This is a genomic window from Spirosoma koreense, assembly GCF_054777875.1.
In genome coordinates, this window is the sequence record NZ_BAAHAC010000022.1 from 1,818,104 (window position 1) to 1,831,535 (window position 13,432).

Annotated in this window: 14 protein-coding genes; 11 read left to right on the plus strand and 3 right to left on the minus strand. The window is 51.0% G+C overall.

Features of this window, described 5'->3' with window-relative positions; all coding sequences use genetic code 11:
- Positions 1-121: 121 nt before the first annotated feature.
- The gene (locus tag ACYVC2_RS21000; protein ID WP_461105382.1) at positions 122-547 is read right to left on the minus strand and encodes a helix-turn-helix domain-containing protein; all 426 of its coding nucleotides are present in this window, start codon (positions 545-547) and stop codon (positions 122-124) included.
- Positions 548-682: 135 nt separating this feature from the next.
- Here ACYVC2_RS21000 and ACYVC2_RS21005 point away from each other — a divergent pair, with 135 nt between their 5' ends.
- The 9 genes from ACYVC2_RS21005 (at position 683) to argB (ending at position 8,808) form a co-directional block, all read left to right on the plus strand.
- A complete protein-coding gene (locus ACYVC2_RS21005) occupies positions 683-1,372 on the plus strand; it encodes a ClpP family protease (RefSeq protein WP_461105384.1) in 690 nt (229 codons plus the stop codon).
- A gap of 201 nt (positions 1,373-1,573) precedes the next feature.
- A complete protein-coding gene (gene clpX, locus ACYVC2_RS21010; RefSeq protein WP_461105386.1) occupies positions 1,574-2,806 on the plus strand; it encodes an ATP-dependent Clp protease ATP-binding subunit ClpX in 1,233 nt (410 codons plus the stop codon).
- A gap of 174 nt (positions 2,807-2,980) precedes the next feature.
- Positions 2,981-3,586, plus strand: coding sequence for a hypothetical protein (locus tag ACYVC2_RS21015; RefSeq protein ID WP_461105388.1), 606 nt, complete (start codon positions 2,981-2,983; stop codon positions 3,584-3,586).
- A 203-nt stretch (positions 3,587-3,789) separates the two neighbouring features.
- Entirely contained in the window at positions 3,790-4,425 is a 636-nt protein-coding gene (locus ACYVC2_RS21020) for a hypothetical protein (RefSeq protein ID WP_461105390.1), read from the plus strand.
- 8 nt (positions 4,426-4,433) lie between these two features.
- On the plus strand, positions 4,434-5,156 hold the full coding sequence (locus tag ACYVC2_RS21025; RefSeq protein ID WP_461105392.1) for an alpha/beta fold hydrolase: 723 nt from the start codon (positions 4,434-4,436) through the stop codon (positions 5,154-5,156).
- A gap of 217 nt (positions 5,157-5,373) precedes the next feature.
- Entirely contained in the window at positions 5,374-6,510 is a 1,137-nt protein-coding gene (locus tag ACYVC2_RS21030) for an aspartate aminotransferase family protein (RefSeq protein ID WP_461105394.1), read from the plus strand.
- Between the two features lie 33 nt (positions 6,511-6,543).
- A complete protein-coding gene (locus ACYVC2_RS21035; RefSeq protein ID WP_461105396.1) occupies positions 6,544-6,921 on the plus strand; it encodes a GxxExxY protein in 378 nt (125 codons plus the stop codon).
- Positions 6,922-6,971: 50 nt separating this feature from the next.
- Complete coding sequence (locus ACYVC2_RS21040; RefSeq protein WP_461105398.1) at positions 6,972-7,946, plus strand: N-acetylornithine carbamoyltransferase; 975 nt, start codon at positions 6,972-6,974, stop codon at positions 7,944-7,946.
- Positions 7,947-8,025: 79 nt separating this feature from the next.
- A complete protein-coding gene (argB, locus tag ACYVC2_RS21045; RefSeq protein ID WP_461105400.1) occupies positions 8,026-8,808 on the plus strand; it encodes an acetylglutamate kinase in 783 nt (260 codons plus the stop codon).
- 59 nt (positions 8,809-8,867) lie between these two features.
- Here the strand turns inward: argB and ACYVC2_RS21050 are convergent, their stop codons facing one another.
- Positions 8,868-9,398 (minus strand): C40 family peptidase, encoded by a 531-nt coding sequence (locus ACYVC2_RS21050; protein ID WP_461105402.1) that lies wholly within the window; start codon positions 9,396-9,398, stop codon positions 8,868-8,870.
- Positions 9,399-9,742: 344 nt separating this feature from the next.
- A complete protein-coding gene (locus tag ACYVC2_RS21055; protein ID WP_461105404.1) occupies positions 9,743-10,177 on the minus strand; it encodes a cytochrome B in 435 nt (144 codons plus the stop codon).
- A 52-nt stretch (positions 10,178-10,229) separates the two neighbouring features.
- Between ACYVC2_RS21055 and ACYVC2_RS21060 the strand changes: the two genes are divergently transcribed.
- Both ACYVC2_RS21060 and ACYVC2_RS21065 read left to right on the plus strand, forming a co-directional pair.
- Positions 10,230-10,571: a DUF4286 family protein gene (locus ACYVC2_RS21060; protein WP_461105406.1), complete on the plus strand. Its 342-nt coding sequence runs from the start codon at positions 10,230-10,232 to the stop codon at positions 10,569-10,571.
- Between the two features lie 342 nt (positions 10,572-10,913).
- On the plus strand, positions 10,914-13,280 hold the full coding sequence (locus tag ACYVC2_RS21065; RefSeq protein WP_461105408.1) for a glycosyltransferase family 4 protein: 2,367 nt from the start codon (positions 10,914-10,916) through the stop codon (positions 13,278-13,280).
- Positions 13,281-13,432: the final 152 nt, after the last annotated feature.

The window sequence follows — 13,432 nt, forward strand, 5'->3', positions numbered from 1 at the left end:
TTAACTAATTATGGCCCTGATACAGCTAACGCGGAGCAAGGCAAATAAACCAGATCTGATCCTTGATTATCTGCCCAATCCGCGTTGTCTGTGTTCTGTACTGCAAAATAAATGAAATAGCTCAAAAGCCAATCCGCTCGCGTTTCTGCTCGACGCCCATGGCGCGCAGAACTTCCATGGCGATCCGGTCATCGTATTTGCGTTTCCAGTAGTCGGTTTCCAGCCGAAGCTTGTCCAGTTCGACCTGCTGCTTCTCCACCGTCAGGCGGAGGGTTTCGAGTTCGTGGTGAATGAGTGCATCCGGTTTTTCGTCGATCACCTGGGCGGGAATGGCTTCGTCGGTCAGCAACGTCAGGGGCGAAACGTCCAGCACCTGGGCAATCTGGGTCAGTCGGGAAAGTGTCAGGTCGGTTTTGCCGCGCTCGATGTCGCCGTAGGCCGTAGTCGACAGGTTGAGCAGATCGGCCATGTTTTCCTGCGATAAACCGCGCTGAAGACGCTGTAGACGTATTTTTTCGGCGGGACCACGATTTGAGAAAGTGCTCATATCAAGTAAGTGCGATAAATTCTAAACCAAAACTGACAGGGTTTTTCAGGAGGATAACGCAAATTTGTACCGAAACGATTCTCGAACTTACACCAAGTCTTCTTGGTTTTCAAATTAACGAAGTAAACCCCAATTATGAATTACGAAAAAGAATTCCGCAATTTCGCCGTGCATCACATGGGCCTCAATGGTCTGACGGTGGACGGTTACATGAACCATACCGTGAATAACCTGCAGGTCGAAAACATGACCCGCTCGGTTATCGAAGAACGACCCATGAACTTCCGGGAGGTAGACGTATTCTCCCGCCTGATGGCCGACCGGATTATTTTCATGGGCCTGCCCGTCGACGACAACATCGCCAACATCATCGTGGCTCAATTGTTGTTCCTGGAATCGGCCGATCCGAAGAAAGACATCCTGATGTACCTGAATAGCCCCGGTGGTTCGGTTTATGCCGGCCTGGGTATTTATGATACCATGCAATACGTACGGCCCGACGTCGCTACGGTCTGCACGAGCCTGGCGGCTTCTATGGGCGCTGTGCTGCTGGCTGGTGGTGCGGCTGGTAAGCGTTCGGCGCTGCCACACGCCCGCATCATGATCCACCAACCGTCGGGTGGGGCGCAGGGCCAATCGGTCGACATCGAAATTACGGCACGGGAGATCGTCAAACTCCGCGAAGAGCTATACGAAATCCTGGCCCTGCATTCGGGTAAGTCGGTGAAACAGATCGAAAAAGATTCGGATCGCGACAAATGGATGCGCGCTGAAGAAGCGAAAGAATACGGTCTGATCGACGAAGTACTGCGTCGGGAGAAATAGATATGTACCACGGCCGGGTTGGCTCGCTGACCGCCAATTAATAATTTTGCTACATTCCGAATGACTCAGGCTGGCCTGAGTCATTTTTTTTGCCGAAGTTTAGGCTACAATTCATCGTAACCAATGGTTTAACCAGATCCCGGACGACCAGCCTCGTTCTTTTCCGTCCGGAGTAATCAGCTTATTACACTGCAAACGTTCATGCCACAAATCAGTTGCTCCTTCTGTGGACGGCGCAAAAATGAAGTAATGTTGCTGCTGTCGGGTATCGACGCGCACATCTGTAATTACTGTATCGAGCAGGGCCACCAGGTTGTGCTCGAAGAAATGCGCCCCAAACGCAGTGAGCCGACTGAGGTTCATATCAATCTGATCAAACCCGTCGATATGAAACGGCATCTGGATCAGTATGTCATTGGTCAGGACGATGCCAAGAAAGCCATTACTGTTGCCGTATACAACCATTACAAGCGGCTGATGCAGCCCAAAACGGCCGACGACGTAACGATCGAGAAATCGAACATCATCATGGTGGGCGAAACGGGCACCGGAAAAACGTACCTGGCCCGCTCCATTGCCAAAATCCTGGAAGTACCGTTCTGCATCGCCGACGCAACCGTGATTACCGAAGCCGGCTACGTGGGCGAAGATGTCGAAACTATTTTGACGCGCCTGCTGCAGGCTGCCGACTATAACGTAGAAGCCGCCGAGCGGGGCATCGTATATATCGATGAGATCGACAAGATTGCCCGCAAGTCGGACAATCCCAGCATCACGCGCGACGTGAGCGGAGAAGGTGTACAGCAGGCGCTGCTGAAACTGCTGGAAGGGTCCGTCGTCAATGTGCCGCCACAGGGCGGACGCAAACATCCCGACCAGCGGCTGATTGCGCTGAATACCGAAAATATTCTGTTTATCTGTGGAGGAGCGTTCGACGGCATCGAACGGCACATTACCAAGCGGATCAACACCCGACCCATCGGTTTCTCGGGCGACCGGCGGCTCAACGAAACCTTCGAGCGTGGCCATCTGATGCGGTATATCTCGGCGCTGGATCTGAAATCGTTTGGGTTGATTCCCGAACTCATCGGTCGCCTGCCCGTACTGACGCACCTCGAACCGCTCGATCGGTCGGCACTGATGCAGATCCTGACAGAACCGAAAAACGCCATTACAAAGCAGTATAACAAGTTGTTCAGCATGGAAGGGATTACGCTTCACTGGGATCCCAGCGCGCTGAATTATATTGTTGATCAGGCCTTACAGTACAACCTGGGTGCCCGGGGCCTGCGCTCGATCTGCGAGTCGATTATTACCGACGCTATGTTCGAAATGCCGTCGCAGGTAGATGTGAAGGAGTTGACCATCAGCCTGGAGTATGCCCGTGAAAAATTCGGAAAATCCACCGCCCATCAGCTCCGGTCGGTAGCCTGAACAGTCAAGTAATTAATTTATTTTACCACAGAAATGCCCAATTCTCAACTTGAGAATTGGGCATTTCTGCTTCTGAAGGCTGAAAATTTTAGATTCCCTCTTAACAAATGAAGAAATCGGCGGTTTACGGATTGATAACACATTCGTTACACCAATCTAACCAATTATTTTCTTATGAAAATGAATACTCAACGCATGCTGGCCAGTTTGTGTATGCTGGCTTTTATGGCTTCCTGCAGCCGGCCGGTCGCTTATTTTCAACCCACTGCCCGCGAGCATTTTGCGACAGCTCCGACCACTGCTGCTCCCGCACGTGCAGCCGAAGTTTCGGCTCCGGAAAACTCTGCTGCTGTTCCAACTGCGACACCGACCGAACAACTAGCTCAGGCTAATACGGCTCTCGATCAGGTCGATGCGATGGTGCGCAACGATAGCAAACTAGCGGCTGATAAAACCGTTCAAAAAAGACTGAACAAGGTTCGGAACCTACTGGCTGCTACGTCTGCTAAAGCAAGTCTGGCACCTACCGAAACCAGCGCTCCCAAAAAAATGAACCTGGTTGAGCGGATGATGCTGAAAAAAATGAACAAAAAAATCAGCAAGCAACTGGCTCCTGCCAATCCGGAAAAAGCGATGATGAACTCCGGTACGCTGGCGGTTGGTGCGGTACTGGTTATTGTTGGTTTACTGCTTTTATTGCTGACAACCGGAACGGGTGTAACCGTGGGCGTAATTGCTTTACTGGTTGGGGCAGTCATCCTGCTGATCGGTTTGTTATGACCTAATAATTGTGGCTTTCCCGGCTCCTGAGCGGGAGGCCACACTCTTCAGCCCTGTAAAGCCAGTCGTATAAATAGACTTTACAGGGCTTTTTCAGGCCATTACCCGGATTCAACGATTTTTTTTAGTTGTCGTATAACAAACTAATCAAGTTGTAGTTGTTGAGGGTGATATCTCAGTCGTTCACATTAAAACCCATTTTTATGAGTACCCTCTCTAAGCACCTTTTCGTAGCCCTGCTGGGAACCGCCCTGATTTCGTCGTGCAGCCGGCCAGTCGCCTATTTTCAGCCGACCGCTCGTGAGAATTTTAAGACGAATCGGACAGAAACAGTAGCCGCTGCTACGCCAGCCCCCGTCGTTGAAGCGACGACCGTCGAAGCAACTCCTGCCGTTACGGAAACGGTTGCTCCCGCCACTGCGTCTACGCCCGCTGAACAGCTCAGCCAGGCAAAACAGGCCGTTGGTCAGGTGGAGGCTTACGTACGGAACGACAGCAAACTGGCTTCCAACAAAAAACTGGCAAAGCGGATGACTCGTCTGAACGAATTACTGTCGACGGCCAGCACAAAAACAGCTGTTAGCGAAAATGCCGCTTCGACCAAAAAAATGAACCTGATGGAGCGGATGGTGCTGAAGAAAATGGATAAAAAGATCAAAAACCACGTAGCGCCGGATGAAACGAAAGTGATGAATTCGAACCTGCGGTTAGGGCTCATTATCGGTTTGATCGGTCTGCTGGTCTGGATTCTGGGTGGCGGAACGGTGCTGGGCGTATTAGGGCTTATTGCCTTCATCGTGGGTATCGTCCTCATTATTCTGGGCGTGGTCAACTCATAAACTCGCTGATGCAAACCCAACACTTCGTACTGGTTTTGCTTCATGGACACGGCGTAGATGCTTCCATCTGGGATGGCATCTACGCCGATCTTGTTTCAGAAGCGCCTGTCGTAAAACCTGACTTTTCCCGTTCTACCCGCCACCCGACCATCGAAGCCTACGCCGAAGAACTTTATGCACAGCTTCAGTCGGCGCAGATCGGGAACGTCGTTTTAGTCGGACATTCGATGGGAGGGTATGTCGCACTTGCTTTTGCGGAACAACACCCCGACATGATGAAGGGACTGGTGATTTATCATTCCACTGCCTATGCCGACGATGAGTCTCGCCGGAATCTGCGTCGGCAGACAATTGCCGGATTGGAAAGAGACGGATCGGCTCCGTTTATTAAGCAGCAACTGCCGAAGATGGTGGCTCCGACCTACCCGGCCGATAAAGTTCAGACGTTAGTAGACCGTTACCTGACGTTGCCCCCGGATGCGCTCATCGCCGGATTGACCGCGATTATGAACCGACCCGACCGGACGCCGGTTTTGCGCGAAGCCAAATTTCCGGTTTTGCTCGTATTGGGTCGGGAGGATCAGCTCATCCCTTTTGAAAAGACGGTGCAACTGGCTGATTTATCGAGTCAGATAAGCATTGCACCTATCGAACAGGCGGGTCATCTGAGTATGGTCGAACAACCTGAGGTATCTGCTGCGGTATTGAAGACATTTATGGCCAGGCTTTAGTCGAACCTGATATTTGGTAAACCTGCTGCAACAGGCAGGGAATGATAAAAACGTTCTCAGAACAAACGTGTAAACAGGTTCGACAAAAAGGAAGCCCGAGCGGCTTCCTTTTTGTGTATTTGCCTTTTTTCAGCTGATAATCCATACATTTGCCCCTTGTTTTTAAAGAAACGCTGGCAGATCCGTTAGGGGCGATGCTGGCCTATACGCTACTGGAATGGCTGAGTTATTTAACGTTTATCCGCTGTACGACATTGAGCCCGTTCGCGCGCAGGGCAGCTACCTCTGGGATGTAAACGGCACCCGTTATCTGGACCTGTACGGCGGTCATGCCGTGATTTCGGTCGGGCATACGCACCCGCGCTATGTGCAGGCGCTGACCGACCAGTTGCACAAGATCTCGTTTTATTCCAACTCCGTCCGGATTCCGCAGCAGCAGGAACTGGCCGACAAACTGGGTGCCTTGTCCGATCATCCGGATTATGCGTTATTTCTCTGTAACTCGGGAGCCGAAGCAAACGAAAATGCCCTCAAACTAGCCTCGTTTCATAACGGTCGGACCAAAGTTGTCGCGTTTACGAAGAGTTTTCACGGGCGTACGGCGGGGGCCGTTGCCGCAACGGACAACCCGGCCATCGTGGCTCCGGTCAACTACAATAAACACGTCACATTCCTGCCTTACAATGATCCGCAAGCAGCCCGCGCCGGTATCACCGACGAAACCTGCGCCGTTATTGTCGAAGGGATACAGGGGGTTGGCGGCATTCAGGTTGCGACGGATGAGTTTCTGCAAACTCTGCGCCAGCGGTGCGACGAAACCGGTGCGATACTGATTCTGGATGGTGTGCAGTGCGGGTACGGTCGTTCGGGTAAATTTTTCTCCCACCAGTTCAGCGGTATCACAGCCGATATCATTTCGATGGCAAAAGGTATGGGCAATGGTTTCCCAATCGGTGGGATTCTGATCTCGCCCAAGTTCAAAGCAAGCTACGGATTGCTGGGTACTACCTTTGGCGGAAATCACCTGGCCTGTACGGCGGCTATTTCGGTGCTGGATATCATGAAAGAAGAAGGGCTGATGGAAAACGCTACGCGGATCGGTAACTATTTTATGGACGGCATTCGGCAGATCGGCGGCTACAAAGAACTACGTGGTCGGGGCCTGATGATCGGTATCGAATACGATTTTCCGGTAGAGGCTCTGCGCAAAAGCCTGCTGTTCGATCATAAACAATTTACGGGGGTAGCCGGTAAAACAATCATTCGCTTACTACCTTCACTGGCGATTGGCGTCGATGAGGCCGATCAGTTCCTGGAAGCGTTACAGCTTTGTTTAAAGGCAGAGGCTGTTTAAACGCAAAGGCGCCGGGAAAGCGCTAAGTACGCAATGACCGAAAATGAATTATCGCGGATTATAGTCGATTGCGCCTTAAAAGTTCACAGAACCCTTGGGCCAGGATTGCTTGAATCGGCTTATGAAGAATGTCTCGCATACGAATTGTTGAATGCTGATCTTTTTGTTGAGCGACAGAAACAGCTGCCGGTCATTTACGAGTCGATCAAATTAGATGCCGGGTATCGGGTCGATCTAATTATTGAACAAAAGGTAATTATTGAGCTGAAAGCGGTTGAATCGATTACCGATGTTCATTTGGCGCAGCTCTTAACTTACTTGCGGTTATCTGGCTGTAGGTTAGGGTTACTTATAAATTTCAATGTTAGTTTACTGAAAAATGGAATACGCCGGGTGGTGAACAATCTATAGAACTTTTGCGATCCTTGCGGCTATCTTTGCGCCTTTGCGTTTAAACACCAATGACTAATTTTCTTTCCCTCGCTGACGTCACCGACCTCGATGCCCTGATTCAGTCGGGTCTTGCTGCCAAAGCGAATCCGTTTGCCGACCAACACCTGGGTAAAAACAAAACCATCGGTCTACTTTTCTTCAACTCCAGCCTGCGGACGCGCTTAAGCACGCAGAAAGCCGCTCAAAACCTGGGCATGAATGTCATCATGATGAACGTGGGACAGGATAGTTGGGGGCTGGAAATGGAAGAAGGGGTCGTGATGAATGCCGACAAAGCCGAACATGTTCGGGAAGCAGCCGCAGTCATTGGGCGGTACTGCGATGTAATTGGCATCCGGGCCTTTGCCGAGCTGAAAGATCGCGATAAAGACTACCAGGAGCAGGTTATGCACCAGTTCGCGAAATACGCCAAAGTGCCCATCGTAAACCTCGAATCGGCCACGCGCCACCCGTTGCAATCCCTGGCCGACTGCATCACGATTGAAGAGGCCCGGAAAAACTGGCCCGGTGTCGCAGCTCGCCCCAAAGTCGTACTGACCTGGTTACCCCATTTTAAACCGCTGCCTCAGGCGGTCGCCAACTCTTTCTGCGAATGGATGAACGTACGGGCTCAGTCGGGTGAGATTGACTTTGTGGTAACGCATCCGGAAGGATACGAACTCGCCCCTCAGTTTGTGGGGAATGCCCGGGTTATTTACGACCAGACCGAAGCCTTTGCCGGGGCAGACTTTATTTACGGTAAAAATTGGTCGTCGTACAGCCACTATGGGCAGGTGCTGACGCAGGATCCTTCCTGGGCCGTAACCATGGATGACCTGCGCCGGACAAACAACGGGCGATTTATGCACTGTCTGCCGGTTCGGCGAAACCTGAAAGTGTCGGATGAGGTGCTGGATGGTCCGTATTCGCTGGTAATCGAACAGGCTGCCAACCGCGAATGGTCGGCGCAGGCAGTACTAAAAGAAATTTTACAGGGTTTATAATTTAACACAGAGGCACAGAGCACCCAGAGTTTTAATTTATTTCTCTGGGTGCTCTGTGCCTCTGTGTTCAACTAAAACGATGGATTCCCTTACAGTTATTAAAATTGGTGGAAACGTCATCGACGACACTGCCGCCTTATCCCGTTTCCTAACAGCCTTTTCGAGCCTCTCCGGGGCCAAAATATTGATTCACGGGGGCGGTAAAGTAGCTACCCAGGTAGCCGCAAAGTTAGGCATCGAGACCACTATGGTCGAAGGGCGCCGGATCACCGATCAGCCCATGCTCGACGTCGTGACGATGGTTTACGGAGGGTTGGTCAATAAACAGATCGTTGCCAGGCTCCAGGCAGTGGACGTAAATGCCATCGGGCTGACGGGTGCTGATGGCGGTACGGTTCTGGCCAGGAAACGACCTGTGAAAGACATCGATTATGGCCTGGTAGGAGATATCGAAGAAATAAACTCCGGGCAGATTCAGTTTTTCCTGCGTCAGAATCTTACCCCTGTTTTTGCGCCACTCACCTACAGTCAGACGGGCAGTCTGCTCAATACCAATGCCGACACGATGGCTTCCGCCATTGCGGTCGACATGGCTCACCACAACAGCGTAACGCTGGTATATTGTTTCGAGAAAAAGGGAGTGCTGAAAGACCCTGACGACGACACCAGCGTCATCAACGAACTGACGCCCGCGCTGTATACCGAATACAAAACTGCCGGAGTTATCAACAAAGGGATGATTCCGAAGTTAGACAATGCCTTCAGGGCGCTGGATAATGGCGTATCGAAAGTGATTATCTGCCATGCCGACGACGTGGCAGCGGCTGTGAGCCAGGGAGCCGGAACGACGTTGAAAAAGTAACGCGGCTGGAAAGTCGCGTTTAAGCTAATCTGCAAGGGCGGCTTTCCAGACGTCTTACTTTACTTTTCAGCAAGCAGATGAGCAACGCGCCGAACACCCATGAATCGTCGTTGGTAGTAGCTGGCGTCGAGGTAATCGTAGCGGACGCCCCCGTTCCAGGCCGAGTGAATAAATTTGATCTGATCGCCGATGACTTCCGTAATCAGGCCAACGTGACCGATACGGCTGCTGCCTGAGCTGTGCCCTTTGAACAGAATCAGGTCGCCGGGTTGTGCTTCCCCTTTTGTAATGGCCTGGCCGACATTGCCCTGCGCTGCACTAGAGTGCGGTAGTAAAACGCCGAAATGCTTAAAGCAAAACCGGGTGAATCCCGAACAATCGAATCCGTGGGTACTGCTGCCCCCTGAACGATACCGGGTTGCCAAATGCTCTTTGGCAAAACCGATGACTTCTTTTACGAGTGGGAGTTGCTCGTAGAAACTTTCCTTATTAGTTACGGTGGGTACTTCAGTTGCGGTGGATATAGTTTGCGCTTTACTTATGCCAAACGAGACAGCGCAGACGGCTGTCAGGAGCATTTTCCGTATCATAGAGTAGGGGTCAAGTCACAAGTTACGTCTATAAAAGTAGCGTGTACCGGGTAAACTACCTACCGATTGAGGAAAAATTTCCACACATTAATCAGAATTTTTTATGCCGAATCGACTAAGTCGCTGAGGCTAAAAGCAGTAAAAGTCAAAAATATTGGTTGTTTATATTGGATTTTAATTTCAGAACAGGAACGTTTGCCAAATAAAATAGATGGATCGATGCGCAGATCAGAAATCTATGCAGCCTGTTAATAAGCGTGACCCCGCCAGTGGGCCACAGCTACAGTCGATTTAACCGTCTATAGCCGTGGCCCCCTGGCAGGGTCATACCAGATGTGAGTCTATTAGAACCAGTGTGCGCCAGGAATGCGGAAAGGCCAGGGAATGGAGGCCAGAATGAGTAGTAAACCGATCCCGTAAAAAATTCCCACCAGGCGGTGTTTCGTCGTGTCGGAGCCCGCCCGTTTAGACCGCGAATAACCGACCGTAATCAGTGCGATCGCGATGAGCATACCAACCGTGTGTTCCACACTGTAAAAGCGGTAAAACTTATCGCTTATCTGACTGAAGTTGACCTTCGGACTGATAAATAACAGGATCAGACCCAGGACAAACTGGGTATGGATCGAGATGAGTGTAAAGAGATATAGTTTACGATTGCCGTCGGTATAGCTACTTCGGCCCTGCCAACGGCCGATGGCGGTGGCCACGGCTGCTACCAACAAAACAAGGGCTATCCAGCGGAGCCCTGAGTGCGCGTGTACTAATCCAGGATACATAAATCAGGCTTTTAAACGAACGAGTTGATTTGATTGGCAAATAAACAACCAAATGACCAACTTACACCGTTCATCCCTTGTTTGTCAGGATATGATTCTTTACAATACTACGTATAGTGTAGCCACCGAAGCCGCTACCGACTGGCTTAACTGGATGAAGCGTTTCTTCGGCCCCACGGCTATGGCTACAGCGCTGCCCGTCGATTTTAAGATCCTTCGTCTGCTGACTGAACTCGACAATGGAGGAGTGACCTACTCCGTTCAGCTTACCTTCGTAACTATGGACCTGTATCTGGCTTATCAAGAACTGCATGCCGATGCCCTGCGTCAGCGAATTCAGCATCGGTTTGGTAATCAGTTGGTTTCCTTCGAGACGCTCCTCGAAGAAGCCTGAAATAAATTCTGCCAGAATAAACCCAGTGGTTGGTTCGGTTGACGAAGCGCCAGGCCACTAAAGTATGCTGCGGATTTCCCTGTAGGCTATGCATCCTTAATTTAACTTAATTGTTATTACACCCAATCAGGCCACTTTCTATCGATACAGACGTGACGGGGTTTGGCCGAAGTGGAATCGGCTTTTTCAGGGATATTGGGCAAAACGGAGGTTTAGTTGGATAATAATCTGTCGAGTCGGATGAATTGGCTACCTGACTTTCGAATTGTATTATTTTACTAAACAAAACACCGTCTACACTGCTTATAGAGTTGTGCTTTCTGTTAAGACAACTCAACAAATATGACAAACAGTGTAAATCGTATCGGTATTCAGAATCACAGCCATCCTGACCAACCGGAAGCTGATTCAATTGTGTGGGGGCATAATCCAAAGCATGTAGCCTTTGTAGGAGACTACCTGCCCCGACAGTGTGGAATTGCTACGTTTACATCGGACCTTTACACCTCCTACAATACCTTTATTCCGGAGGCCAAGCCACTGGTAGTATCGGTCAACGATACCCTTACAGGATATGATTATCCCAATGAAGTGCGCTATGACTTTTACCAGCACGACCAGGAAGCGTACCGCAAAGCGGCTGAATTTCTGAACGCAAAAGATGTCGAAGTCGTGTGTCTGCAGCACGAATATGGCATTTACGGAGGACCCGCCGGTAGTTATATTCTTACCCTGCTGCGCAACCTGACCATGCCGGTCGTGACCACCTTTCATACCATTCTGAAAGATCCCAGCGAAGAGCAGTTGCTGGTGCTGAAAAGCATTGCCGATCTGTCGTCGCGGGTTATCTGTATGTCGGAGAAAGGGCGGCAGTTTCTTATCAACATCTACGAAGTTCCTGAAAGTAAAATCGATGTGATTCCGCACGGCATACCCGATATGCCTTTTGTCGATCCGCATTTCTACAAAGATAAGTTCGGTATGGAAGGCAAGCAGACGTTGCTGACGTTTGGTCTGCTTTCGCCCAATAAAGGTATCGAGAATGTTATCAACGCGTTGCCGCGTATCGTGGAGCAGTACCCAAACGTGGTGTACATGGTCCTGGGCGCAACGCACCCGCATCTGCTGAAGCACGAAGGAGAAGCCTACCGCAACAGTCTGAAAAAACTAGCGGCCGATCTGGGCGTGCGCGACAACGTCCGGTTTTATAACCAGTTTGTCGAGCTAGAGGATTTGCTGGAATACCTGGGTTCGGCCGATATCTATATTACGCCTTACCTGAATCCGGCGCAGATAACCTCCGGAACCTTATCGTACGCTTTCGGTTGCGGAAAAGCGGTGGTATCCACACCCTACTGGCATGCTGAAGAACTTCTGGCCGACGGTAGAGGGATATTGGTTCCCTTTGGTGATTCCGAAGCCATAGCTGATCAGCTGATCAACCTGATCGCGGACGAGCCAACGCGGCATGCCATGCGCAAAAAAGCGTACATGATGGGCCGCGAAATGATCTGGGAGAAAGCTATTCAGGCCTACGCTCAATCGTTCATGAACGCGCGCCAGGAGCGGATGAACTCCATCAATAGCCAAGTGCCTTATACGATGGGAGCACATAGCAATTCGGCCTTTAAATTACCCGCGCTCCGGCTCGATCATCTGTTTCGGCTGACCGACTCGACCGGGATCGTGCAGCACGCACGCCATCACCTGCCTTACTATGAAGAAGGGTACTGCACCGACGATAACGCTCGTGCGCTGATCCTGACCCAGATTCTTCAGCAGGTGGGCATGAGTGATCAGAAGTTGGCGAAAGCCGCCGACAATTACTGCGCGTTTATCAACCACGCTTACACAGACGACTACCGGCGTTTCCGAAACTTTATGAGCTACGATCGTCGCTGGCTCGAAGAGGTGGGCTCCGACGATAGTACGGGGCGGACGATCTGGGCGCTTGGTACCTGCATCGGCCGATCGTCCGAGCGGAATACGGTATCCTGGGCCATGAATCTGATGGAAAAAGTGCTGCCTACCGTGGCCAGTATGACCTCGCCCCGTGCGTGGGCTTTTGCTCTGATGGGCATCCATGAGTATCAGAAAAAATTCAACGACGATCGTCTGGCCAAAAATATCCAGCGGCAGTTGCTCGACAAACTGATTTTCCGCTACACCGAAACCGCTACCGAAGACTGGCCGTGGTTCGAGAATACCCTGTCGTACGACAATGCGGTACTGGCGCACGGGCTGCTACGCTCCGGCGATGAGCGGCTGATGAACATTGGCCTCAAAGCCCTGCGCTGGCTGGTCGATCTTCAAACGGCACCGAGTGGTCATTTTCAGCCCATCGGCTCCAACGGCTTTTATACCAAAGGGCAGCCGCGCGCTTATTTCGACCAGCAACCGCTGGAAGCACACAGCACCGTATCGGCCTGTCTGGCGGCCTTCGAGGTCACGGGCGATGAAGACTGGCACCGTACGGCAATTCGGGTGTTCAAATGGTTCTCAGGTCTGAACGATCTGGGTCTGCCGCTGTACGACCAGCAAACGGGTGGTTGCCGCGACGGTCTGCATATCGACCGGGTAAATCAGAACCAGGGGGCTGAATCGACGCTGTCGTATTTGCTGGCTTTAGCCGAATTGTACGCCAGCCAAAAGCAGCGCGGGTCTACCAAAGCTGTTAACGTAGCGATGCCCGCACTGATGCATGGGTAATGTAGATAAATAACCAACAGGTATCCTTTTAAGAGAAAGTTTATATTGAGCTGATACGAGTACGCGAAGACGCCGAAAACAATTTATGCTGATTTGTCAGCTTTATAACTTGTTTTCGGCGTCTTCTTCGTTCTAATTTGCGCCAATTACTT